Below are 23,531 nucleotides of genomic sequence, written 5' to 3' on the forward strand. Positions count from 1 at the left end.
GACCTGAAGCCATGACCCTCTCTTCGACCAAGACCGCCACCGAGAACGACCCTCGCTGGGCCGCCGTCGTCGCCCGCGACCCCAAGGCTGACGGGCAGTTCGTCTATGCAGTGAAAACCACTGGCATCTATTGCCGCCCCAGCAGCCTGGCGCGCCTGCCGAAACCGCAGAACGTCGAATTCTTCGACACCGCGGAACAAGCTCAGGCCGCCGGTTACCGCCCCAGCAAACGGGCAGCGAAGGATCAAAGCGACGTCGCCGCCCAACATGCCGCGACCGTAGCGGCCGCCTGCCGTCAAATTGAATCCGCCGAGACTCTGCCGGCGTTGAACGAACTGGCCGACGCCGCGGGTTTGAGCAGTTTCCATTTCCACCGCGTGTTCAAAGCCGTGACCGGCCTGACGCCCAAGGGTTACGCCAGCGCCCACCGCTCACGTCGGGTTCGCGAGCGTTTGAGCGATGGCGGCTCGGTGACCGACGCGCTGTATGACGCGGGCTTCAATTCCAACAGTCGGTTTTATGAAGCGGCTGATCAGTTGTTGGGCATGAAACCCGGCGATTACCGCGCCGAAGGCCAGAACAACGACATTCGCTTTGCCGTTGGCCAGTGCTCATTGGGCGCAATTCTGGTGGCGCAGAGTGAACGGGGTATTTGCGCAATTCTGTTGGGGGACGATCCGCACCAACTGGTGTGTGATCTGCAGGATAAATTCCGGCGCGCCAACCTGATTGGCGCCGATCATGGCTTCGAGCAGTTGATCGCCCAGGTCGTCGGCTTTATCGAAGCGCCGGCCATCGGCCTGGACTTGCCCCTGGACGTGCGCGGCACGGCGTTTCAAGAGCGCGTCTGGCAAGCCCTGCGGGAGATTCCGGCAGGCTGCACGGCCAGCTACGCCGATATCGCCCTGCGCATCGGTTCGCCGAAAGCGGTGCGCGCCGTGGCCCAGGCCTGCGGCGCAAACAGCCTCGCCGTCGCGATTCCCTGTCACCGGGTGGTGCGCAGCGACGGCAACCTGTCGGGTTATCGCTGGGGCGTGGAGCGCAAGCGGCAGTTGCTGGAGCGCGAAACCCAGCCTTAGACGATGCCGATGTGCACCGAGACTGACTCGGGGCCGGTATAGGCTTCAAAGTCAGTCGCAAACCGGCGCTCGATTTGCGGGTTGGACTCGAAATAATTCCAGATGAATTGCCAGGCACTGATCACGGCATCCGGCATGGGTCCGCTGCCCTCAAAGACCAGATAGCGGCCGTCTTCGATAGAGATGCTTTCGTAACCTGGCGCAGACTCTTGTGCCCCCATCCCGGCGGTGACGTCGAACGCCCCCGAGGCATCGGACTCATACCCGGAATACACACCATAGACCGGCGAGCCGGCAGGCTGCGGCGCGATCCGTTCCATCAACCCTTCGCTGTAAAAAACGCCCCCACATCGGACCAATCTTCGCCGTTTCAGCGGTTTGTTCCGCGCTGTTGCGAGTGCGCACTTGCAGCCCGGACACAATGAACGGGGCTACGTAGACTTGTTTGACTTCCATTGCGGCGCCATTCCCTTGATTGAGATCTGCGGCCCTGACGAGCCGCAACGGCGCCTACCTTGTCAGCGATTGACGTCGACGACAACCCTTCCCCGCAGTTGCCCGGCAAGCAAACGCGGAGCCGCCTCGATCGCTTCGCTCAAGCCGATTTCGTGGCTGATCAGCGGCAACAGGGCGAAGTCCAGATCCTCGGCCAGGCGATTCCAGGCCAGCACACGCTTGGCTTTGGGCTGGGTCACGCTGTTAATCCCGGCGAGGGTCACACCGCGCAAAATGAACGGTGCGACGGAGGCCGGGAAGTCCATGCCTTGGGCCAAACCACAGGCAGCGACCGTACCGTTGGCCTTGGTGCTGGCACAGGCGTTGGCCAGGGTGTGGCTGCCGACCGAGTCGATCACCGCGGCCCAACGTTCCTTGGCCAATGGTTTGCCCGGCTCGGACAGAGTCGCGCGGTCGATGATTTCACTGGCACCCAACTGTTTAAGGTAGTCGTGTTCCGAGGTGCGTCCGGTCGACGCCACCACGCGATAGCCGAGCTTGCTTAACAGTGCGATGGCAAAACTGCCAACCCCGCCATTAGCGCCAGTGACCAACACTTCGCCTTGTTCCGGGGTGACACCGTTGTGCTCCAGCGCCAGGATGCACAGCATCGCCGTGTAACCGGCGGTGCCGATGGCCATGGCCTGAGCTGTCGTGAACGCCTTGGGCAGTGGAATCAGCCAGTCGCCATTGAGCCGCGTTTTCTGCGCCAATCCGCCCCAATGCCCTTCCCCCACGCCCCAGCCATTCAGTACGACAAGGTCACCGACCTTGTAGTCCGGATGCCCGCTGACTTCGACAGTGCCTGCCAGATCGATCCCCGGCACCATGGGGAATTTTCGCACCACCGGGCTGCTGCCGGTGATCGCCAGGCCATCCTTGAAATTCAGCGTGCTGTACGCCACGCGCACCGTCACGTCGCCCTCGGGCAGTTGTTCGTCATTGATCTCTTGCAGTGTGGCCCGGTAACCGCTGTCGTCTTTGTCGATCAAAATACCTTTGAACATTGCTGTCTCCCATTGGGTTCGCTGAGGGGGGGTGTCATTGAAATAACACAAAGCAACACATTGCCCTACCCGACTTTCATCCAATCCCGATTTCCAGCGAGCGTTTCCACGACCGGAGGCTATGCTTTTTTTCACGGCCCTGAAATGCCTGAAAAACCGCCCTGTCGATGGAGCTGACAATGCCCGAGCTTCGCTCATTTACCGTTTTGCTGATGCTGTGCCTGATGGCGCTCAGCAACGTCCAGGCCGCGCAGCCGACAGCCCCCGCCGTTCAAACCGCAACGGCCCCGACGTGGCCCCAAGTGCTGACCGCCGGTGACACCAAACTGACGATCTATCAGCCGCAACTCGACAGTTGGGACGGCTACACCCTGCAAGCCCGGGCCGCGGTCGAGGCCACTGGAGCGGACGGAAAATCCACTTACGGCATCGTGCAATTCAGCGCCCATACCCTCGTGGACAAGGCCACGCGCTGGGTAGCTCTGGATCAATACACCCTGACCAAAGCGGATTTCCCCTCCAGTGCGGCTCAGGCCGATACCTGGGTCGCCGCGCTGAAAAAAGACGCAGCGAGCCGCAAGAAAACCATTTCCCTGGACCAGCTCGAAGCCGCCGTTGGTGTGCTCGCGGCCGAGCAGAAATCCAGCAGCGACCCGATCGAAAACACCCCGCCGATCATCATCACCTCCGACGTACCGGCGCTGCTGGTGTACATCGACGGCGAGCCGGCTTATCGGCCGGTGGATGGCACGGCATTGCAACGGGTCATCAACACCCGGCCGTTGCTGCTCAAGGATGCCCAGGGCAAACACTATCTGCATGTGTTCGATGGCTGGATGATCGCCGATCAACTGGGCGGCCAGTACGCCCCGCTGCCCTCGCCTTCAGCCGATCTGGAAAAAGCCAGGAAGGCCGCGATCCAGAGCCGCCAAGTCGACTTGCTGACCGGCCAGAACGACCCGAAGGATAAAATCCCGACGCTGGCCAAGCCACCGGTTCCACAGATCCACATCGCCACGACGCCCACCGAGCTGATCGTGACCGATGGTGCGCCCCAGTGGCAGCCGATCCAGGGCACGCAGCTGCTGTATGTGACCAACACCACCGGGCATATCTTCAAGGAAATCGGCGACCAGGACAGCTACGTGCTGATCTCCGGGCGCTGGTTCAAAGCGACTGACATGAAGGGCCCCTGGACATTCGTACCGGCAGATAAATTGCCCGCAGACTTTGCCAACATTCCCGATGACAGTGCCAAAGAAAACGTCAAGGCCTCGGTGGCCGGCACACCCCAAGCCCGTGAAGCGGCGATTGCGGCAACCATCCCACAGACTTCGGCGATCAAGAAAAGCCAGGTGAAAATGACTGCGCCGCAGTTCGACGGCCAGCCGCAGCTCAAGGCCATCAGCGGGACGCCGCTGCAATACGTGGTGAACACGCCGACGCCGATCATCATGGTTGATGCCAAGAGTTGGTACGCGGTGGAGAACGGTATCTGGTTCAGCGCCACGTCGGTCCGGGGACCGTGGACGGTTGCCACTTCGGTGCCGGCGGTGATTTATTCGATACCGCCCAGCTCGCCGATGCACTACATCACCTACGTGAAAGTCTATGAAGCCAACGGCGATACGGTGGTGGTGGGTTATACGCCGGGCTATCAAGGCTCGACGGTGGACCCGGCCAGCGGTGTGGTGGTGTATGGCACCGGTTATCCGTATACGCCGTGGGTCGGCAATGTCTGGTACGGGCCGCCGGTCACCTATGGGTTTGGCGTCGCCATTCGCTACACACCGTGGACCGGTTGGACCTTCGGCTTCGGTTTCGGCTGGAGTTGGGGCGGCAGCACCGTGGCCATGGGCTGGGGCTGGGGCGCCTACCCTTGGTGGGGCAATTACGGCTGGGGTTACGCCTGGGGTCCTCACCTTTACCCGGCGCCGATGCCGTGGGGCGGCGCGGCCTATGGTTATCACGGCGGCGCGGTGGCCTGGGGGCCCGGCGGTTGGGCTGGCAGTACCGGCAACATCTACCGGCAATGGGGTGATCGCGCTTCGGTCAGTCGTTACGGTGCCGGCTATAACGCCTGGACCGGCAATCGCTGGGCCGGCCAGGTGGGTAATTCCTACAACTCGCGTACCGGCATCGCTACGGCCGGCCAGCGTGGCGCGGTGCATAACGTCTACACCGGCAACTACGCCGCCGGGCGCAGCGGCGAGATTGTCGGCCCCAATGGCGGCGCGATTGCAGGCGGGAAAGTGACGGCAGGCAACGTGCGCAACGGCACTCAGGTCACCGCCAATCGTGGCGCCGTCTACAACCCCAACACCGGTAACACCACTCAGTACGGCGGCGTACGCGGACGCAACAGCGGCGCCGCTCGTGTGGGTGACAACGTTTACGCCGGGCATGACGGCAATGTCTACAAGAAGACCGACGATGGCTGGCAGTCGATGGTCAAGGGCGGCGGGACACGGGTCAACCCGGCGAACACCGCCCAACTGCAGAACCTCAATCGTGAATCGGCGGCGCGTTCGTTCGGCAATGAACGCTTCAACAATTTTCACGATTCGTCCCGGGTCATGAATCGCTCATTTGGCGGAGGTGGCGGCGGACTGCATCGCCGTTGAGTTGACTGCTGAATCATCGTTGAAGGGGCTGCCATGTTTCGTTTTATCAAAACCACAGTGGCTGGGGGGCTGCTGTTCATCCTGCCGTTGTTGTTGGTCTTCATGTTGCTGGAAAAAGGAGTTCATCTGCTCCGCGAACCGATCCACACACTGCTGCCCATGTTTGCCGAGTACAGCGTCGCCGGAGTGACGCTGTTCACCCTGGTGGCGCTGGTGGTGTTGGTGCTGATCTGCTTTTTCGCCGGGTTGCTCGCCAAAACCCGGTTCGGGACCGCTGTATTTAATACGCTGGAAGACAATGTGCTCGGCAAAGTACCCGGCTATGCCCTGCTCAAGGATGCGACGGCGCGTCTGACCGGCCTGGAAAATGTCCAGGGCGCCAAGGTCGGGTTGATCAACGAGGACGATGGCTGGTTGTTTTGTCTGGTGCTTGAACAGCAGGATGCCTGGTTTTCGGTGTTTATCCTGGACGCCGGCCCGGCGAGCGGCACGTCGGGGGAAGTTCGCGTGGTGCCTGCCTCCCAGGTTCGCCTGACCGAACTGACCTGGCTGCAGGTTCTGGCCTGCGTGCGCCGAGGTGGCCACGGTGCCTTGGCACTCGCGGCCCCCTGGCTGCCGCAGGCATAAACACCTTTCAGTAAAACCGACGCTGGTCATTCAGAAAAACAAACTGGTCCGCCACCTGTCATTGCTGTTACAAAACGGGCATTACCGTCGACGTCGGAGAAGCATTCAAATGAGCCAATGGCCAGACACCCGCATTCTTGACCTGCTCGGCATCGAGTTGCCGATCATCCAGGCGCCCATGGCCGGCGCTCACGATTCGGCCATGGTGATTGCGACGAGCAACGCCGGCGGCCTGGGCTCGTTGCCTGCGGCGTTGCTGAGCCTCGATCAACTGCGCGAAGAACTGAAAACCATCCGCCAACACAGCCAACGTCCGTTCAACGTCAATTTCTTCTGCCACCAGCCACCGCTGCCGGATGAGCAAAAGGCGCGGGACTGGAAGGATTTGCTGGAGCCTTACTACCGTGAACTGGGTGCCGATTTTGATGCGCCAACGCCCGTGTCCAATCGTGCGCCGTTCGATGACGCAACCTGCGCACTGGTCGAAGCATTTCGCCCCGAGGTCGTGAGTTTTCACTTCGGGCTGCCGGAGAAATCGCTGCTGGATCGGGTGAAAGCCACCGGGGCAAGAATCCTGTCTTCGGCCACCACCGTAGAAGAAGCGGTCTGGCTGGAACAACATGGCTGCGACGCAATCATCGCCATGGGCTACGAGGCCGGTGGTCATCGCGGGATGTTTCTCAGCGATGACTTGAACAGTCAGGTGGGGACTTTCGCGCTGGTGCCGCAGATCGTCGATGCGGTGAAACTACCGGTGATTGCCGCGGGCGGGATCGCTGACGCACGAGGGATTGCCGCCGCGTTTCACTTGGGCGCCTCGGCGGTACAGGTGGGCACGGCGTATTTGTTTACAGCGGAAGCCAAGATCAGCGCGGCGCACCACAAGGCGTTGCGCACGGCCAAGGACAGCGAAACCGCGCTCACCAACCTGTTCACCGGGCGCCCGGCGCGGGGGATTCTGAATCGGGTGATGCGTGAAATCGGCCCCATGAGCGACAAAGCCCCGGCCTTTCCACTGGCCGGTGGTGCACTGATGCCGTTGCGGGACAAAGACCCGGCGGATTTCGCCAATCTTTGGGCCGGACAGGCGTTCAGGCTGGGCATCGAGATGCCAGCCGCTGAATTGACCCGGCGATTGGCTGAAGAAGCGTTGGCGAAGCTGACTCACCGCTAATCCCAGAACACTACAAAACCCCTGTGGCGAGGGGGCTTGCTCCCGCTGGACTGCGCAGCAGTCCCCTGTAAAGCGGGGCCGCTTCGCGACCCAGCGGGAGCAAGCTCCCTCGCCACAAATAGCTCCCTCACCACAGAGGAAAGCCCAACAAGTTCCGTTTACAGGCATTTCGCTATATATTCCGATATATAGCGTTTCACCCCTCGCATCGGCGCAGTTCCCCCTATAAAAACTGCCCACTGCACTTGCCTACCACGGAGCCGTTCCATGACCATTCGTGCCTCACGTTTTGCCCCTACTTGCCTGGCGAGTGTGCTCGCTGTCTTCGCTTTCGGCTCGGCCCAGGCCGATGAAGTCCAGGTGGCGGTCGCCGCCAACTTCACCGCACCGATCCAGGCGATCGCCGCCGATTTCGAAAAAGACACCGGGCATAAACTAGTAGCGGCTTATGGCGCGACCGGTCAGTTCTACACCCAGATCAAAAACGGCGCACCGTTCGAAGTGTTCCTCTCGGCCGACGACACTACCCCGCAAAAACTTGAAACCGAAGGCGATACCGTCAAAGGCTCGCGCTTCACCTACGCCATCGGCACCCTCGCGCTGTGGTCGGCCAAGGAAGGTTATGTCGACGCCAAGGGCGAAGTGCTGAAAAAGAACGAATACCAGCACCTGTCCATTGCCAACCCGAAAGCCGCGCCGTATGGCCTGGCGGCCACGCAGGTATTGGCCAAAGAAGGCCTGACCGACAAGGTCAAGGACAAGATCGTTGAAGGCCAGAACATCACCCAGGCCTACCAGTTTGTCTCCACCGGCAACGCGGAATTGGGCTTCGTGGCCTTGTCGCAGATCTACAAAGACGGCAAAGTCACCAGCGGTTCGGCCTGGATCGTTCCTGCCAGCCTGCACGACCACGATCAAACAAGACGCGGTGATCCTCAACAAAGGCAAAGACAACCCGGCCGCCAAGGCACTGGTTGAATACCTCAAAGGGCCGAAAGCCGCTGCTGTCATCAAGTCCTACGGTTATCAACTCTAAATGACGCTGACGAGTGCCGATTTTTCCGCCATCTGGCTGACCCTGAAACTGGCGTCCCTGACGACTGTCATCCTGTTGATTATCGGCACTCCGATTGCGTTATGGCTGTCGCGCACCCGTTCCTGGTTGCGCGGCCCGGTCGGGGCGATCGTCGCCCTGCCCCTGGTGCTGCCACCCACGGTGATTGGCTTCTATTTGCTACTGGCGCTCGGGCCTCACGGCTTCATCGGGCAGTTCACTCAATCACTGGGGCTGGGCACCCTCACATTCAGTTTTGCAGGGTTGGTGATCGGTTCGGTGCTCTATTCGATGCCGTTCGTGGTACAGCCGCTGCAAAACGCCTTTTCCGCCATCGGCACTCGCCCATTGGAAGTGGCCGCCACGTTGCGCGCCAATCCCTGGGACACGTTTTTCAGCGTGATTCTGCCCCTGGCCCGCCCCGGTTTCATCACCGCCGCGATACTCGGTTTCGCCCACACGGTCGGCGAATTTGGCGTGGTGCTGATGATCGGCGGCAATATTCCGGACAAGACCCGGGTGGTCTCGGTGCAGATCTACGATCACGTCGAAGCCATGGAATACGCCCAGGCCCATTGGCTGGCCGGGGCGATGCTGGTGTTTTCTTTCCTGGTGTTGCTGGCGCTGTACTCCAGCCGTAAAACCAAAGCGGGCTGGAGCTGATTGATGATTCAAACCCGTCTGAAACTGCATTACTCGGGGTTCGCCCTGGATGTCGACCTGCAATTGCCCGGTAGCGGCGTCACCGCGCTATTTGGCCATTCCGGCTCGGGCAAGACCACCTGCCTGCGCTGCATTGCCGGGCTGGAGCAAGCCGAAGAAGGTTTCATCCAGGTCAACGATGAAGTCTGGCAGGACAGCAGCAAGAAAATCTTCGTCCCGCCGCACAAACGCGCCATCGGTTACGTCTTTCAAGAGGCGAGCCTGTTTCCACACCTGTCGGTGCTGGCCAACCTTGAGTTCGGCCTCAAGCGCATCCCGAAACAACAGCGCCGGGTCGACATGGCCCATGCCACCGAGCTGCTGGGCATCGGCCATCTGCTGGACCGGCATCCGCAGCACTTGTCCGGCGGTGAGCGCCAGCGCATCGGCATCGCTCGCGCCCTGCTCACCAGCCCGAAACTGTTGCTGATGGACGAACCGCTGGCGGCACTCGACAGCCAACGCAAAAACGAAATCCTGCCGTACCTGCAACGGCTGCACGATGAACTGGATATTCCGGTGTTGTACGTCAGTCACTCCCAGGATGAAGTGGCGCGACTGGCCGACCATATTGTCCTGCTCAGCGACGGCAAAGCCCTGGCGAGCGGCCCGATCGGCGAAACTCTGGCCCGTCTCGACCTTCCTTTGGCGCTGGGTGACGATGCCGGCGTGGTGATTGAAGGACATGTCAGCGCCTACGACTCCGACTATCAACTGCTCACCTTGCAACTGCCAAACACCGGCCTGAGCATCCGCGTGACCCATTCGCCGATGACCGAAGGTCAGGCCTTACGCTGCAAGGTGCAGGCGCGGGATGTCAGCTTGAGCCTGCACAGCATCGAGCAAAGCAGCATACTCAATCGCCTTCCGGTCACGGTCATCCATGAATTGGGTGCCGACAATGCCGCCCACGTTCTGGTCCGGCTGGACGCCGGCGGCACGCCGCTGCTGGCGCGGATCACCCGCTACTCCCGGGATCAACTGGGCATTCATCCCGGCCAGTCGCTGTGGGCGCAGATCAAAGCGGTGGCCGTACTGGCCTGAATCTCTTGGCACCACGGCGAAGTCGCGCGGTCAATGGCTGTACAAGCCCTCGATTTCATTGCCAAGGACTACCGCCATGCCCGATACCGCGCTGACCGATGTGTTGCCGCCCGACCTGCATTACGTCGATGACACCCAGCCCGGTATCACCCGCAGGAAACTGCGCGGCAAGTTCTGTTATTTCGATCCGGCGGGCCAGCGCATCACCGATCCCGACGAAATCAAGCGCATCAACGCCCTGGCGGTGCCACCGGCCTACGTCGACGTGTGGATCAGCGCCGACCCGCGCGGCCATCTGCAAGCCACCGGCCGCGATGCCCGGGGCCGCAAGCAATACCGTTATCACACGCGCTGGCGCGAAGTGCGCGACGCCGACAAGTATTCACGTCTCAGGGATTTCGGCCTGGCCCTGCCAAAACTGCGCAAACAACTGGAAGCCCTGTTGGCGGCGCCCGGATTCAGCCGCGACAAGGTTATGGCCACGGTCATCACCTTGCTCGATGCGACGCTGATCCGCGTCGGCAATACCCAATATGCCCGGGACAACCGCTCCTACGGCCTGACCACCCTGCGCAGCCGACACGTTGAGGTCAATGGCAGTGCGATCCTGTTTCCAGTTTCGTGGCAAAAGCGGCGTCGAGCACCAGATCACCGTGAAAGACCGGCGCCTGGCACGGATCATCAAGCGCTGCCTGGAAATTCCGGGGCAAAACCTGTTTCAGTACCTCGATGAAAACGGCGAGCGCCACACCGTCAGCTCCTCCGACGTCAACGCTTACCTGCAAACCCTTACCGGCGCCGACTTCACCGCCAAGGATTACCGCACCTGGGCCGGCAGCGCGTTGGCGTTGGCGGTGTTGCGCGAGCTGCAATGGGAACCGGAATCCGACGCCAAGCGGCATGTGGTGGATATGGTGAAGAACGTCGCCAAACAGTTGGGCAACACCCCGGCGGTATGCCGCAAGTGCTACATCCACCCGGCGGTGCTGGATGGATTCATGCTGGGGGCATTGGCTCAATTGCCGCGGCCGAGGGTGCGAAAAGGCCTCAGGGCCGAAGAAGTCGGGTTGGCGATTTTTCTCGAACAAATGGTCGCCGCCACTGAAAAACCCTGAGCGCCTACGCAGGCCTTGATCGAATCCGAATCCTCGTCTAGCCTGACCAATCTCATTTCCCCTGGACGACCGCTAACGTGAACAACTAAGCCTTCCAAAATGTTTGCGCGACAAGCCGCCCACGGCGCTTGTTGGTTTTTCGACATTTTTCGGAGGTGCCGATGACTCACGTCACGCGTCTGCCTGCACTCGTTTCCCTGAACCAACTGTGTTTTCACTTCGCCAATGGCGAGACGATTTTCGAGTCCCTGAACCTCAGTTTCGACCGCATCCCCACCGCTATCGTCGGCCGTAATGGCGTCGGCAAGAGCGTGCTTGGGCGATTGATTGCCGGGCAACTCAACCCCACCGCTGGCAGCCTGATCTGCCAGGGACATGTTGCGTATGTCCCGCAAACGTTTCCAATCATTGAAGGGCAAACCGTCGCCCACGCCACCGGTTGCGCACCGGCCTTGCAGGCCCTTGCCCGGCTGAATCTCGGCCATGGCTCAAGCGAAGATTTCGACACCTTGGCCGACCGTTGGGACCTGTCCGAACGCTTGCGCCTGCTGCTGGATGAGGCGGGGCTGGCAGACATCGGTCCCGAGGATCTGACGCAACACTTAAGCGGCGGCCAACAAGCGCGTATTGCCCTGATCGGCGCCCTACTCGGCCAGGCTCAGCTTTTGATGCTGGATGAACCCACCAACCACCTGGACGCCGACGGGCGTCGCTGGCTGCTGCACAAGCTTGACCAGTGGCGCGGCGGGTTGATCGTGATCAGTCATGACCGACAACTACTGAACCGTATGCAACGAATCGTCGAACTGACACCGCTCGAAGCGAAGGTCTTTGGCGGTCATTACCAGGCGTTCCAGGCACAACGGGACATCGATCGGGCCGCCGCGCACAGGGTCCTCAATCAGGCCCGGACCGAGCGCAATCGCGAACGCCACCGCTTGCAACGGGAGCACGATACGATCCAGCGCCATGTCGCCGGCACACTGAAAAAGGCTGACAGCGCCAATGTCTCCGGCTTCGAAAAAGCCAAGATGAAAGGCGCTGCCAGAGACGCCATGGGGCCGGTACGCCAGGCGCATCAAACTCGCAAAAGCGGACTCGACGCTCAACTGCGGGAAGCCAGCGCCAAGGTGTTGCCCGAGGATTGTGTGGTGGTGAGCCTGCCAGGCACCGCCGTGCCGGCAACTCGACAGGTGTTGACGCTGGTAGACGCGCAACCGCCCTGGTCTGCATCCCGACTGACGTTATCCATGGCAGGCCCGGTGCGCATCGCCGTCAGTGGGCCGAATGGCTGTGGAAAATCCACCTTGCTGCGTATGCTCGCCGGCGAGTTTCCACCGCATACGGGCCAGTGCATCACCCATGTACCCAGCGCCTTTCTCGATCAGCAGCTGGCCTTACTGGACGACCAGCGCTCCGTCGTCGAGCAATTGGGCTTGCTCGACACGCCGTTGACCGAAGGTACGCTGCGCAGTCATTTGGCTCACCTGCAACTGGACGTCAGCCGGGTTACTCGGCCGAGTGGCTTGCTCAGCGGAGGCGAACGCCTCAAAGCGGCCATCGCCATTGCGCTCTGGCGCAAAATACCGGCGCAGCTGTTGCTGCTCGACGAGCCCACCAACCACCTGGACCTTGAGTCCATCGAGGCATTCGAATACGCGCTGCGAGATTTCCCGGGAGCGATCATCGCGGTATCCCACGACCAGGCGTTTCTCAGGGCGCTGGCCCCGACCCACACCTTGAAATGGCGCCCGGCGGGCTGGCAGCTACAACCTTTCGGCGATTGATCAAGCAGACAACCGACGAACTGACCTGTCTATTTTTTGCACGATCGCAAAGGGCTTCTATAGTTGATCTGAACACGAATCAGCTACGGTGGTGCCATGGAAGACATTTTCGTTGTGAAACGTTGCAACAAGATCATCATTCATGGCCGCCGAGCCGGAGAAGTCGACCACGCACCACCTGACGCTGCCGTCTGGTACCGCATCGCCGATACCCGCACCCGCGGCTTCATCGGTGACGGCTTCGATCTTGAAGAAGACGCACGACGTGAGTGCCACCAGCTCAATGCCCGCTCACAAGTGACAGCCCGGCAAAGCTGAAAAGGTTCATGATTTCTAACCGGGTCTATACTGAAAAAAGCTGAAGGACCAGCGACCCCATCGGCAGAAAGCTCGCACCAGCGGGCTTTTTGCTGCCACTTGTCAGATTCCTTCAAGGAGGTGTTTGTCATGTCCGAAAAAGAGTCCATCACCACCCTGCTCACCCTACTCGACTCCCGTCAGGCTCGCCTCGCGGCCGCCTGCAAGGAAATCGCCGACTGGGTCGATCACCAAGGCGGTCACCCTACGGCCCTGAAAATCCGTGACCGGCTGAACGACATCGAGAAAGACGCACCGCTGATTCGCAGCACGCTGTCGTCGCTCCACCCCGTCGAACCACCACTGCCACGGTTCAGATAGATATCCGACTCAAGGACAGGCCTGAATCAGGAAGCATGAACGGCGACCACCGTGTCACCGAGACCCTGCCTGCCTGATAGCCTCCTGCAATACCCGCAACCCGGCCATGCGCTGGGCTTTTTTTTGCCCAAATCCTTTCACATCCTGTTCACAACCAACGCCCTACTGTGGAACCACTCCTTTGAAGAATCCCTTGGCCCGCCCGCATGCGGGCTTTTTTTTGCCTGTTGGTTCCAATGACGAACGCCGTCGCTGACGAGAGGTCCAACGAACACACGTCACGAAGGAGACGTTCCACATGGTCACTCACTTCAAAGTTGGCGGGCATCTAGCCTGCGGTCATACCGGTACCAATCTGGTTTCGAGCAAAATACTGAACCAGGTGAAATGCAGAAGCTGCCGCAACACCGATGCGTTCAAGGACGCGCGCAAAGAAGAACGCAACGCGACACGTCGCGCGGCGCGCAAGGCCAAGGTGACTCATACCGCTAGTGATTGGCGGGCAGAATGGGTTCAGCGGCTATCGGCCATGCCTGGGCGACAAAGACTGCCTCGCGGATTTCGCGGTCAGGCCTTCGTTTAGATATTCCCCTCGGGCCGATCTGATCGGCCCAACTTATTCCTGAGGCAAACTCCAAGAGCACGCCAAAGCTGAAAAGTACCGCCCGTCCCCGCATACTGGCGCGGCACTTTCAGAATGGACTCTTACTTGAAAACACTAAAAAATCGCTGGATAGCCTTCGTGGCGGCGCTGCTATGCTCCGCCAGTTTCTGGGGCAGCCTTATCTACATGGCCTGGTTTTGGTTCGATCACTCAGCCAAGCGTCATTTTGAAATCTTCGCTGTCCTGCAAATCATCGCCGTTTGTTTGTTCTTTCTGCTGTCCTGCTTTGTGCGTTGCCCAAAGTGCAGAAAGTGCATGGAATTCCTTTACCGGCCTGGCGACGAATCACTCAACAGCCGCCGCCTTCTGGCCTATCAGGTTTACACAGAGTGCGAAGCTCAATGCATCCGATGCAAGACCGTGATGAGGCTAGGCGATTAGCGCAGCGTCGCCTTACCAGGGCCAGAAACTAAAGCCCTTGGGCGGTTCGAAATTTCTGCAGATCAGGGCAATTGCGGCCCGGCCAGTAATGTCGCTCTCGGTTTTATCCCTGGCTAGCTGAATTTCCTGTTGGTAGTCGGGTGATGTGTCGGCGATGAGAATTTCTTCCTTCATCTCTTCCGTCAGCCCCGACTCTGGGTCGTCCATGACGTTGCGAAGGGAATATTTCCCGGCAGGGTTCAAGTGTGAGCACGTCCTCTTCATCGCTACGGTCATCACCGCGGCCTCGCGATTGGACGGCTCCTGGGCCACTGACGCCGCAATACTACCCAAGCCCGCCAGCCCAACGCTGAATACGATGGCTGTTTTTTTCATCAATGAAATCAAAACCCAAGCTCCATGCCTGTCAAAAATAATGCAGCAGAAACAACAAGGCCTGCATGAGAAACCTCATGCAGGCCTTTGATATATAACTTAAAAAACTATTAATTCGTAGCGATCATTTCTTTGCAGATGCTTTTCAGAAGGCCCAGGCCATCGGGGGTAGTGAAGAAGTCGTAGGATTCCTTCACTTCACTGGCGTACACGGGGTTTGTCGCCGCCTCTTTGATGATTTTCTCCATCTCGGGAGTCAGGCTAGCCTTCTCCTTCAGCATGTTTTTTTCCAGAGATATTCCCGCGTCGGGGTGTTGCTCCGCACACGCTTGGGTCATAGCGACCAGCGAAATGGCCACGTTGTGGTCCTTGGCAGCGTCACCGGCAGCCGCGGCTGAAACAACGTACCCACCGACAATCATCACAATGCCTAGACGTGCGAACATTTTATGCAAAACCATTTGAAACTCCGTTACTCACTTGATTGGCATCAATGCCTGGAGCAAAGCGTATCGGCCAAACAGGTTGGTTTCTTGAGTACTTTAGGCGGGAATGATCCAAATGAATGGACCAGAAACAAACAAGGGTTTGCATCAGCTTTCGCCCGCAAACCCTTGATTTTAAATGGTGCCCGAAGCCGGAATCGAACCGGCACGCCCTTACGAGCGGGGGATTTTAAGTCCCATGCGTCTACCAGTTTCGCCATTCGGGCGGTAGCGCGGTGAAGCGGTCTGAATACTGCCATGTAACAACCTGGCCGTTCTGACGCTTATGCAGCAGAGGTGGAAATATATACATCCCTCCCCCGTGAAGCAAGTTCGCATATGGCCTTTTCAAGACTAAATCTTGCAGGGCTGCGAAAATAAAAAAGCTCCGTAGATCAAGGATCTACGGAGCTCGTTTAAAGTGGAGGCCGAGGTCGGAATCGAACCGGCGTAGGTGGATTTGCAATCCACTGCATAACCATTTTGCTACTCGGCCTCAAACATCTGATGTCAGTAGCACGACACCAAACGCATACAAACGCTGAGCTTCGAGAGTTAATTGAATCATTCTCTAACTCATTGAAAACATTGAGCTTTTTCAGCCGTCAGTGCTTTCGATGGCGTGAATTATGTACTGATTTCCCGAGGCTGGCAACCCCTTGATTTCAAAAAAAATTCTGCCCGGTTGATCGCGCCCGGTTTCACGCTACGTCACGTTCGCGATTCAGAATTTCCCACCCAATGGATATTCCACCGCCAGGCGAATCTGGTTGGCATCCAGTTCCGCCTGGGCCGCGTTCCCCCGGTGCACGGCATGGCGCAAGGTGAACGCGAGGTTTTTCGCCGCGCCGGATTGCACCACGTATTTGGCCTGTAGATCGCGCTCCCAGTGTTTGCCGCCCTGGCCGTAACCCAGCCATTTGTAACCGCCGTTCGGGTCCATGTGGCTGCCGTCGATGCCGCTGCCGCGAACATACAGAGCGCCGAAGGTTAGACCGGGGATGCCGTAGCCAGCCAGGTTCAGGTCGTAGCGCGCCTGCCAGGACGCCTCTTGCGGCGCGTTGAAGTCGGACAGAGCCACGGCGTTACTCAAGTAGATCGCGCCGCGGGTGACGTAGTCGTAGGGCGTGTCGCCGTCGACTTTCTGATAGCCCAGGCCGAAGCTGTGGGAACCGGCCTTGTAGGTCGTCAGAAAACTCCAGGTGGTGTTGTCGATCCGGCCGGACAAGGCTTTGCCAGTGTCCTGGGTGCGATACAGATTGAGGTCGAAGGTCAGGTCCTGGCCGTCCGCTATCGGCTGGGTGTAGACCGCACCCAGGTAATGCTGACGCCAAGTGTCGGCATAGACCGCGCTGAACAGGCTGGCATTGAGCCCTTTGACAGCGGTGTTGCGCACCCCCACCAGATCGAAGCTGTCTCCCTGCTTGCCGTTGGAATAATTGACCACGAATCCTTGGTCATGACTGGTAGCGTTGCGGTCGGTGCTTTCGTTGAAATGTCCGCCGTACAGGGTGGTGGCGGGCAGTTCGCGGCTGGTCAGCAGCCAACCGGTGGCGGTTTCCGGCAGCAGGCGGCTGTCGGATGAGCCGAACACCGGGGTTTTCACCCGTTGCTCGCCGTAACGCAGTTCGGTGGAAGAAAAGCGCAGCTTGGCCACGGCGCCCCCACGACTGAATTCATCCTTGGGGTGACCGTCGTTGTCCACGCCGAGCAACCGCGCCTTGCCGGCCCGCCCGCCTCCGCTGTCCAGTTTCCAGCCGGAATACACATGGGCGTCGAGGCCAAAACCCACGGTACCAGGGGTGTAGCCGGAGGTGAAATCGGCCATCAGGCCGTAGGCCCATTCCTCGGCGAGGTCGCTACGTTGGGCGCGGGGTTTGTAGGCATTGCGTGCGCCGTTGCTCAGCGCGCCGTGTTCATAGTCGCGGCGGTCGTAGACGCTACGGTTGAGCAGGCTCCACTGGCTGTCTTCGACAAAGCCTTTGGCGTTGTCTTGTTCCGAAGCCAGGGCGAGCAAGGACTGCCCACCCAATGCCAATAGCAGGGTGTGTGTCGATAGGGTTTTCACAGGGCAACTCCACAGCATTCGGGGTCTGCAAGGTGTCCCGCCAAACGGGGGACACCATTGGGCAACTCAGAGGTATTTGAGGATCGCGATGTCGCGACGGCGCTGTTTGAGGCTGGCGAACCAGCGCGTCGGGAAGAACAGCAACACGCCGAGGATCACGCTCCACAGCCACACCGTGGGCAGGTTGTCGAAACCGTAATACGCGCCCTGATTGGCACCCCAAATCGCGACAGCCACCAGGTACATGGCTTTGAGCACGTATAGGTGCAGCAAATAGAAAAACATCGGCGCCCCACCGTAGATCGCCAGTGTCGCGGTGGACCAGCGATCCTGCAGCTTCTCGAACAACGCCAGCAACAGCAGCCCGAGACCAAGGGTCGGCATCAGGAACATCAACGACGGCGGATACTTTTTCGCGCTCATGAAGCTCATGAAGGTGCGCAACGAATCACCGGTCTGCACCCACGGCTTCTCGCCGTAGACGTTCAGGTAACGGATGAACACGAACGCCACCAGCAGACCGGCGCCGAGTTTGACCAGGCGGGAAATCCGCTCCGCCGGTTCCATGTCCTTGCCGAACCACGGCCCGATCCCCCAGCCCAGCAGAATCACACCAATCCACGGCAGTACCGGATAGGTCGTGCGCGCCCGGGTGAACTCGGTGATGTCGATAAACACCTTCTGATGCAGGATCGACCACGGCACATAGAACGGCGACTCCGGCCCGACGACGACGTTATCGAACAGGTTGTGCCCGGCGACGATGACCAGCCCCAACACAATCAACCAGCCGCGTTTGAAGTGCAGCAACCCGGCGAGCACGATCATGCAGATGCCGATGCACCAGATCACTTGCAGCCACAGGGTCTTGGGCGGGAACTCGGCGTTCCAGGCGAAGCAGACGAAGGTGATCTCCAGAAACACCAGGAAGAATCCACGCTTGAGCAGGAACACCGAGGTTTCGCTGGCGGTGTGTTTCTGGCTGTAGAGCCAGGCCGACAGGCCGGTGAGGAAGATGAACACCGGGGCACAGATTTCGCTGAGCATGCGGGTGAAGTACAGGTCCGGCGTGACGCTCAAGGCGTCGATGGGGTCGGTGACCTGACGGTGCAGCAGAAAGGTTTCGCGCACGTGGTCGATCAGCATCAACAGCATGACGAAACCGCGCAGGGCATCGATCGCCAGCATCCGGGTGTTGGCTTTTACAGCGGGGGCGGCCAGCGCAGCGGAAACACTTCCCGCCTGCCCGGCCAATCCTGAAGATTGGGACATAGTGGTGACTCCTGTGGGGGCGGTGGATCAGGCCTGTTTCTTCAACCGGGCGACTTCGGAGGCCGGCAGCTGCGACGGTGCCCGCGGCAATGGCGGCGTGCCCTGGGCTCGATAGAACGACAGCGTCGAGCTGAAGCTCTTCAGGTCGTAGGGCTCGGTCTTGCCTTGCGGACTGACCCGTTCACCCGGCGTGCGGTCCTTGTATTCGACGGCCACCACATACGTGCCCTGCCAGGGCAACTCGAAGCTGACTCTGCCCGCCGCATCGGTGCGCTGGGTGAAGACTTCACCGGAACCGGTTTCCAGCATAACGTCCTGACCCGCCAGCGGTTTTTGCGAATAGTACACTTGGAATTGCGCCTTGTTGCCATCGACGAGGCCGGTCGGCACGATGTCCAGGGTCAGTTCCGGGGTTCGGGCACGCAAATCGCCGACCCAACGGGTCGCTGGCGTCCAATACGTTTTCAGGGATTTGTCGGCTTCATGCAGGTCGAAGATCGGATAATGCGGATCTTGGGCGAGAAGCGAGTCATCGCCCGCCGCATGATGGGCTACCGAAAAAGCCTGGCGCTGCAAGGTCAGATTCAATGGTTTCGAATTGTTGCCAATCGACCAAGCCTTGAGTTGCTGGAACCGGTCCATCCCGCCCGGCGTGACTTCCAGTATGTTCTTGTCATATTCCCCGTAGTACAACGCCAAGGGTTGCCCCGGTGGCTGTTCGTACCAGATCTGATGCGCCTCGCTGCTGCCAGCCAGCAGGAAGGCGCCGTAACCCAACAGTGCTTTTGCGTTGCTCATTCGCATTTTTTTGGCTCCGATTGGTGTTTTTCAGCGATTCGCAAAAGCTGCCTGGAAACCAGCGACTTCACAAACCGCGCCCCTCTCTCTGTACGCATTACAGCGCAGAGACTTTTGCGCTTTTCTCTGAAATCAGCGCATGCAGGGCCATCGGTGACTGTTTTTGTGGGGGGAAACAGCGGTTTATGCGGCTTGCGCCAGGATGAGGCGGGTTGCGGGGATCCAGCGGGGGAATGTCCAAACGCGGTGCATCAATACCCTGTGGCGAGGGGGTTTGCCCCCTCGCCACAGGTTTGTATTGGGGGAGGTTTCAGTGCCGCAACAGCTTGCGCAGCGGCACGCCGTCCTTGAGCACGGGAGATTTGATCACGATATAGCTGAAGTACTTGGAGATGCCGATGTTCTTGTCCAGCAGACTTTCGATCACTTCCTGATAGTGCTGGATGCTGCGGGTCATGAAGCGCACCAGGTAGTCGTAGCCACCGCTGATCAAGTGGCATTCGAGCACTTCATCCACCAGGCGAATGTTGGACTCGAACTTGGCGAAGTCTTCGCGCTTGTGGTCGCTCAGGGTGATTTCGGTGAAGACGGTCACCGAATCGGTGATTTTCGCCAGGTTCAGGTGCGCCTTGTAGCTGGAAATATACCCGGCCGATTCCAGCCGCTTGACCCGTTGCAGGCAAGGGCTGGCCGACAATCCCACGGCATCGGCGAGGCTGACGTTGGTCATGCGCCCGTCCTTTTGCAGCTCGACCAAAATACTGATGTCGATCCGGTCCAGTTTGACTAAACCTTCCATTGCGTACCTCGTGACTGCCGTTTGTAAGACAATCTTCTAGCAAAATCAGCGCCGTAAAGACAGCTGATGCTGTGCCACCAGATCCGCCATGCTGTTGATGCAGTAATCCGCTGCGCACGGTGTCGGGTGTTTGGCCCGACCACGGCAGATCAAGCACACATCGCTGCTCGTCTGAGGACTGGCTGAAGGTCGGGTCACTTGCAGGATTTCGCCGGGTTTAAGCGCGTTCGCCAGCAGCCAATCCGGGTCCTGCAACGGGTCGCTGGCCAGCGAGACGAAATCGTCGGCCATGATCCCCAACCGCTCGCAGAGTAACCCGCGATCCTCAGCATCCCGATCCCCCTGCACCAACAAGCGATAGAACTTGCGCAGGTACAACATCGCCCCCGGCGCGTCCTCGAACAGCGACCAGCTCGCCACCGAACGGGCGAAGCTCATGCCCTCCTCCCAACTGGCTTTCAAGCCCCAGCGTTCGGCCAACTGCCGATGGGCGAAACACAGCAGTCCACTGAAGCCTAGCTCACCGAAGCGCGGATACAGTGCGCGCACCACCTCGCTGTATTCGCCCAGCACCTGTTCCTTATCCGGGTGCCCGCCCCGGCTGTCGAGCAGCGGTTGCAACGCAGCCCAGACCCCCGAGTCGCGGTCGACCAGGACTTCATCGCAATCGATGAGCAGCGCTCGATAATCAGTCAGCCCCATGGTGTGCAAAGCCTCCGATGATGCATTTCATCCATCCATGCTCCATAAACGCTCACGGACGATGCCTTGCAGCATAGCCACGAGCTGACTGGAGCTCAGTTCAAGACGCGTGCCAAAGCGGCTTCGAGAATCTGCAGCGCTTCGTCGACCTGTGCTTCGGTGGCCACGAGCGGTGCGAGGAAGCGCAACACGTTGCGGTACACACCGCACTTGATCACCAGCAAACCGCCCTTGCGCGCCTCGTCGATCAGCCGCTGATTCAGGTCTGCGTCCGGGGTGCGGGCTTCGTCGTGCTTGATCAGCTCGATGGCGAGCATGAACCCGGTGCCGCGCACGTCGCCGATTTGTGGGTGACGGGCTTGCAAGCGCAACAGTCCCTGGCGCAGTCGCTCGCCCAAGGCTTCGCCCCGCGCCAGCAGCTGTTCTTCCTCGAAGGCATCGATGACCGCCAGTGCTGCCGCGCAAGACAACGCATTGCCGCCATAGGTGCCGCCGAGGCCACCGGGCAACGGTGCATCCATGATCCCGGCCTTGCCGACCACACCCGACAGCGGCAGGCCACCGGCCAGGCTCTTGGCGACCGTCACCAGGTCAGGCTGGATGCCGGCGTGCTGGAAACCGAACCACTTGCCGGTGCGGCCGAAGCCGGTCTGGATTTCATCCAGAATCAGCACAATGCCGTGCTTCTCAGTCAGTACGCGCAGGCCCTTGAGGAACTCGACAGGTGCCGAAAGGAAACCGCCGTCGCCTTGCACGGGTTCGATAATGATCGCGGCGACCCGCTCTGGCGCAACTTGGGTTGCGAGCAATTCGTCCAGCGCCTTGAGCGCCATGTCGCTGGTAACCCCGCGATAAGCATTCGGATACGGCGTGTGAAACACCTCCGGCGCGAACGGCCCGAAGTTCTGCTTGTACGGTTGGCTCATGCCGGTCAGCGTAGTGCCAAGCAAGGTACGACCGTGGAAGCCACCGCGAAAGGCAATCACTGCCGAACGATTGGTGTGCGCCCGGGCGATCTTCACCGCGTTCTCCACGGCCTCGGCGCCGGAGGTGAAGAACGCCGCTTTATAGGCTTCTTTACCGCCGATCATTTCGCACAGGCGCTGGGCCAGATCCAGATAAGGTTGGTAGGCCACCACCTGGAAACAGGCGTGGGAAACCTTCTGCAATTGCGCCTGCACCGCCGCAACCACTTTCGGATGGTTGTGACCGATGTTCAACACACCGATGCCGCCGACAAAATCCAGGTAACGCTTGCCGTCCACGTCCCACAACTCGGCACCTTGGGCGCGATCGATCACCAACGGGTGAGCGGTAACCAGGCCACGCGGCACGAATTGATCGCGCTGACGGAGCAAATGAGGGGTGTCGTCGACTTTGCTATTCATGGCATTTCCCATCGTGAGTCCGGCAACCGGGAGGTGGTTGCGATGCTGTCCAGATTAAGGCTTGGGCGAAACGAACTACGCCGAACTTGGCCCCTGAGAAATTCGGATCGACTGTTTTCACCCTGCCAAACGGCAGATTCCTTCAGCCCGCCGAATCTGCCGCCACTTCACCGATACAACATGACGCAAGCCGTTTAACCCGGCCCTTTCGACAGATCCTGCGCTGGCGTTGGGCGATGATGAAAGTACCTTTACCCATTCAGGAATTGCCCATGGCCCTGCTTTATAAAGCTGACCCTGTGCGCGGCGAACAGTGGCAAGCGCTGTTCGCCGAACACGCCCCGGATATCGAATGGCGCGCCTGGCCGGACATAGGCGATCCGTCCGAGATTGAATACCTGGCTGCATGGCAGGCGCCGGATGATTTGGAGGCTTTGCTCCCGAATCTGAAGGTGCTGTTTGCGCTGTCTGCCGGGGTTGATCAACTGGATCACAGCCGTTTGCCTGAAAGTTTGCCGGTGGTGCGTTTGCTCGATCCGGGCATCACCCGTGGCATGTGTGAGTACGCCAGTTTTGCCGTGCTGAGCCTGCATCGCGACATGCTGCGTTATCGGCAGCAGCAGATGGCGCGGTGTTGGCAGGCGCATCTGCTGCAACCGGCGAGCAAACGTCGGGTGGGTGTGATGGGACTGGGTGCGCAAGCGCAGCAGATTCTGGCGACATTGCAGCCGTTGGGGTTTGCGCTGAAGGGTTGGGCGCGCAGTGCGCATCAGGTGGCGGGCGTGGATTGCTTTGCCGGCCGCGAGCAACTGCCGGCGTTTCTCAGCCAGTGCGATATTTTGTTGTGCGTGTTGCCGCTGACTGAACAGACTCAGGGGATTCTTGATCGTGAGCTGTTTCGGCAACTGCCCCATGGCGCGGCATTGATCAATATGGGTCGTGGCGGGCATCTGGTGGAAGGTGATCTGCTGCAAGCGTTGGACAGTGGGCAACTTAGTGGCGCGGTGCTGGATGTGCTGCAGGAAGAACCGGCGCCGGCGGATCATCCGTTCTGGGTGCATCCGCAGATTTTGCTGACGCCGCATATTGCCGCGATGACTCAGCCGGAGAGTGCGTTTGGGGTGTTGTTGGAGAATATTCGGCGGTTTGAGCGGGGGGCGCCGATGGTGGGCCAGATCGACCGCACCCAGGGTTATTAGAGGTAGATAGATCG

General features: G+C 59.8%; 21 protein-coding genes, 2 tRNA genes and 3 pseudogenes. 14 read left to right on the forward strand and 12 right to left on the reverse strand.

Annotation, left to right across the window (positions count from 1 at the left end):
* The first annotated feature begins 11 nt into the window (after positions 1-11).
* Complete coding sequence (gene ada, locus ACZ89E_RS07460) at positions 12-1,079, forward strand: bifunctional DNA-binding transcriptional regulator/O6-methylguanine-DNA methyltransferase Ada (protein WP_149661718.1); 1,068 nt, start codon at positions 12-14, stop codon at positions 1,077-1,079.
* On the opposite strand, the pseudogene ACZ89E_RS07465 reads toward ada, so the two are convergent.
* Positions 1,076-1,535: pseudogene (locus ACZ89E_RS07465) on the reverse strand (GyrI-like domain-containing protein). The gene ada and the pseudogene ACZ89E_RS07465 sit on opposite strands and share 4 nt — an antisense overlap.
* Before the next feature lie 62 nt (positions 1,536-1,597).
* A complete protein-coding gene (gene acuI / locus ACZ89E_RS07470) occupies positions 1,598-2,581 on the reverse strand; it encodes an acrylyl-CoA reductase (NADPH) (protein ID WP_476255246.1) in 984 nt (327 codons plus the stop codon).
* A 179-nt stretch (positions 2,582-2,760) separates the two neighbouring features.
* Between acuI and ACZ89E_RS07475 the strand changes: the two genes are divergently transcribed.
* The 12 genes and pseudogenes from ACZ89E_RS07475 (at position 2,761) to ACZ89E_RS07530 (ending at position 14,431) form a co-directional block, all read left to right on the forward strand.
* Positions 2,761-5,205, forward strand: coding sequence for an autotransporter (locus ACZ89E_RS07475; protein WP_149661715.1), 2,445 nt, complete (start codon positions 2,761-2,763; stop codon positions 5,203-5,205).
* Positions 5,206-5,238: 33 nt separating this feature from the next.
* A complete protein-coding gene (locus ACZ89E_RS07480; RefSeq protein ID WP_476255247.1) occupies positions 5,239-5,832 on the forward strand; it encodes a hypothetical protein in 594 nt (197 codons plus the stop codon).
* A 109-nt stretch (positions 5,833-5,941) separates the two neighbouring features.
* Complete coding sequence (locus ACZ89E_RS07485; protein WP_476255248.1) at positions 5,942-7,006, forward strand: NAD(P)H-dependent flavin oxidoreductase; 1,065 nt, start codon at positions 5,942-5,944, stop codon at positions 7,004-7,006.
* Between the two features lie 267 nt (positions 7,007-7,273).
* Positions 7,274-8,042: pseudogene (modA, locus tag ACZ89E_RS07490) on the forward strand (molybdate ABC transporter substrate-binding protein).
* Entirely contained in the window at positions 8,043-8,723 is a 681-nt protein-coding gene (modB, locus tag ACZ89E_RS07495) for a molybdate ABC transporter permease subunit (protein WP_476255249.1), read from the forward strand. It abuts the pseudogene before it with no gap.
* A 3-nt stretch (positions 8,724-8,726) separates the two neighbouring features.
* The gene (gene modC / locus ACZ89E_RS07500; RefSeq protein WP_476255250.1) at positions 8,727-9,806 is read left to right on the forward strand and encodes a molybdenum ABC transporter ATP-binding protein; all 1,080 of its coding nucleotides are present in this window, start codon (positions 8,727-8,729) and stop codon (positions 9,804-9,806) included.
* 76 nt (positions 9,807-9,882) lie between these two features.
* Positions 9,883-10,921: pseudogene (locus tag ACZ89E_RS07505) on the forward strand (DNA topoisomerase IB).
* A 161-nt stretch (positions 10,922-11,082) separates the two neighbouring features.
* Positions 11,083-12,708: an ABC-F family ATP-binding cassette domain-containing protein gene (locus ACZ89E_RS07510; RefSeq protein WP_463257275.1), complete on the forward strand. Its 1,626-nt coding sequence runs from the start codon at positions 11,083-11,085 to the stop codon at positions 12,706-12,708.
* A gap of 96 nt (positions 12,709-12,804) precedes the next feature.
* Entirely contained in the window at positions 12,805-13,026 is a 222-nt protein-coding gene (locus ACZ89E_RS07515) for a hypothetical protein (protein WP_149661707.1), read from the forward strand.
* A 129-nt stretch (positions 13,027-13,155) separates the two neighbouring features.
* Complete coding sequence (locus ACZ89E_RS07520; RefSeq protein ID WP_133836423.1) at positions 13,156-13,386, forward strand: hypothetical protein; 231 nt, start codon at positions 13,156-13,158, stop codon at positions 13,384-13,386.
* Positions 13,387-13,684: 298 nt separating this feature from the next.
* Entirely contained in the window at positions 13,685-13,969 is a 285-nt protein-coding gene (locus ACZ89E_RS07525) for a hypothetical protein (RefSeq protein WP_149661706.1), read from the forward strand.
* Between the two features lie 126 nt (positions 13,970-14,095).
* Positions 14,096-14,431: a hypothetical protein gene (locus ACZ89E_RS07530; protein ID WP_149661705.1), complete on the forward strand. Its 336-nt coding sequence runs from the start codon at positions 14,096-14,098 to the stop codon at positions 14,429-14,431.
* Between the two features lie 12 nt (positions 14,432-14,443).
* Here the strand turns inward: ACZ89E_RS07530 and ACZ89E_RS07535 are convergent, their stop codons facing one another.
* From ACZ89E_RS07535 to gabT, 10 genes are all read right to left on the reverse strand, one after another.
* Positions 14,444-14,818 (reverse strand): hypothetical protein, encoded by a 375-nt coding sequence (locus ACZ89E_RS07535; RefSeq protein WP_476255251.1) that lies wholly within the window; start codon positions 14,816-14,818, stop codon positions 14,444-14,446.
* Between the two features lie 98 nt (positions 14,819-14,916).
* Positions 14,917-15,267: a hypothetical protein gene (locus tag ACZ89E_RS07540; RefSeq protein ID WP_149661703.1), complete on the reverse strand. Its 351-nt coding sequence runs from the start codon at positions 15,265-15,267 to the stop codon at positions 14,917-14,919.
* A gap of 164 nt (positions 15,268-15,431) precedes the next feature.
* Positions 15,432-15,518, reverse strand: a tRNA-Leu gene (locus tag ACZ89E_RS07545).
* Positions 15,519-15,713: 195 nt separating this feature from the next.
* Positions 15,714-15,787: transfer RNA gene (locus tag ACZ89E_RS07550), tRNA-Cys, on the reverse strand.
* 228 nt (positions 15,788-16,015) lie between these two features.
* Positions 16,016-17,359 carry an OprD family porin gene (locus ACZ89E_RS07555; protein ID WP_463257208.1) on the reverse strand — a complete coding sequence of 448 codons (1,344 nt, stop codon included), beginning with the start codon at positions 17,357-17,359 and terminating at the stop codon, positions 16,016-16,018.
* 66 nt (positions 17,360-17,425) lie between these two features.
* On the reverse strand, positions 17,426-18,631 hold the full coding sequence (locus tag ACZ89E_RS07560) for an acetyltransferase domain-containing protein (protein ID WP_476255252.1): 1,206 nt from the start codon (positions 18,629-18,631) through the stop codon (positions 17,426-17,428).
* 27 nt (positions 18,632-18,658) lie between these two features.
* Positions 18,659-19,429 (reverse strand): DUF4198 domain-containing protein, encoded by a 771-nt coding sequence (locus ACZ89E_RS07565; protein WP_476255253.1) that lies wholly within the window; start codon positions 19,427-19,429, stop codon positions 18,659-18,661.
* 310 nt (positions 19,430-19,739) lie between these two features.
* Positions 19,740-20,228 carry an Lrp/AsnC family transcriptional regulator gene (locus tag ACZ89E_RS07570; RefSeq protein WP_008055821.1) on the reverse strand — a complete coding sequence of 163 codons (489 nt, stop codon included), beginning with the start codon at positions 20,226-20,228 and terminating at the stop codon, positions 19,740-19,742.
* 45 nt (positions 20,229-20,273) lie between these two features.
* Positions 20,274-20,930, reverse strand: coding sequence for an HAD family hydrolase (locus tag ACZ89E_RS07575; RefSeq protein ID WP_476255254.1), 657 nt, complete (start codon positions 20,928-20,930; stop codon positions 20,274-20,276).
* 95 nt (positions 20,931-21,025) lie between these two features.
* The gene (gene gabT, locus ACZ89E_RS07580; RefSeq protein WP_149661186.1) at positions 21,026-22,318 is read right to left on the reverse strand and encodes a 4-aminobutyrate--2-oxoglutarate transaminase; all 1,293 of its coding nucleotides are present in this window, start codon (positions 22,316-22,318) and stop codon (positions 21,026-21,028) included.
* A gap of 272 nt (positions 22,319-22,590) precedes the next feature.
* On the opposite strand from gabT, the gene ACZ89E_RS07585 reads away from it, so the two are divergent.
* A complete protein-coding gene (locus tag ACZ89E_RS07585) occupies positions 22,591-23,517 on the forward strand; it encodes a 2-hydroxyacid dehydrogenase (protein ID WP_476255255.1) in 927 nt (308 codons plus the stop codon).
* Positions 23,518-23,531: the final 14 nt, after the last annotated feature.

The sequence above is a fragment of the Pseudomonas sp. TE3899 genome, assembly GCF_056279105.1.

Coding starts and splice junctions, on each gene's coding strand:
- ada (WP_149661718.1), top strand. CDS start 12: ATGACCCTCTCTTCGACCAAGACCGCCACCGAGAACGACCCTCGCTGG.
- acuI (WP_476255246.1), bottom strand. CDS start 2,581: ATGTTCAAAGGTATTTTGATCGACAAAGACGACAGCGGTTACCGGGCC.
- ACZ89E_RS07475 (WP_149661715.1), top strand. CDS start 2,761: ATGCCCGAGCTTCGCTCATTTACCGTTTTGCTGATGCTGTGCCTGATG.
- ACZ89E_RS07480 (WP_476255247.1), top strand. CDS start 5,239: ATGTTTCGTTTTATCAAAACCACAGTGGCTGGGGGGCTGCTGTTCATC.
- ACZ89E_RS07485 (WP_476255248.1), top strand. CDS start 5,942: ATGAGCCAATGGCCAGACACCCGCATTCTTGACCTGCTCGGCATCGAG.
- modB (WP_476255249.1), top strand. CDS start 8,043: ATGACGCTGACGAGTGCCGATTTTTCCGCCATCTGGCTGACCCTGAAA.
- modC (WP_476255250.1), top strand. CDS start 8,727: ATGATTCAAACCCGTCTGAAACTGCATTACTCGGGGTTCGCCCTGGAT.
- ACZ89E_RS07510 (WP_463257275.1), top strand. CDS start 11,083: ATGACTCACGTCACGCGTCTGCCTGCACTCGTTTCCCTGAACCAACTG.
- ACZ89E_RS07515 (WP_149661707.1), top strand. CDS start 12,805: ATGGAAGACATTTTCGTTGTGAAACGTTGCAACAAGATCATCATTCAT.
- ACZ89E_RS07520 (WP_133836423.1), top strand. CDS start 13,156: ATGTCCGAAAAAGAGTCCATCACCACCCTGCTCACCCTACTCGACTCC.
- ACZ89E_RS07525 (WP_149661706.1), top strand. CDS start 13,685: ATGGTCACTCACTTCAAAGTTGGCGGGCATCTAGCCTGCGGTCATACC.
- ACZ89E_RS07540 (WP_149661703.1), bottom strand. CDS start 15,267: ATGGTTTTGCATAAAATGTTCGCACGTCTAGGCATTGTGATGATTGTC.
- ACZ89E_RS07560 (WP_476255252.1), bottom strand. CDS start 18,631: ATGTCCCAATCTTCAGGATTGGCCGGGCAGGCGGGAAGTGTTTCCGCT.
- ACZ89E_RS07565 (WP_476255253.1), bottom strand. CDS start 19,429: ATGAGCAACGCAAAAGCACTGTTGGGTTACGGCGCCTTCCTGCTGGCT.
- ACZ89E_RS07570 (WP_008055821.1), bottom strand. CDS start 20,228: ATGGAAGGTTTAGTCAAACTGGACCGGATCGACATCAGTATTTTGGTC.
- ACZ89E_RS07575 (WP_476255254.1), bottom strand. CDS start 20,930: ATGGGGCTGACTGATTATCGAGCGCTGCTCATCGATTGCGATGAAGTC.
- gabT (WP_149661186.1), bottom strand. CDS start 22,318: ATGAATAGCAAAGTCGACGACACCCCTCATTTGCTCCGTCAGCGCGAT.
- ACZ89E_RS07585 (WP_476255255.1), top strand. CDS start 22,591: ATGGCCCTGCTTTATAAAGCTGACCCTGTGCGCGGCGAACAGTGGCAA.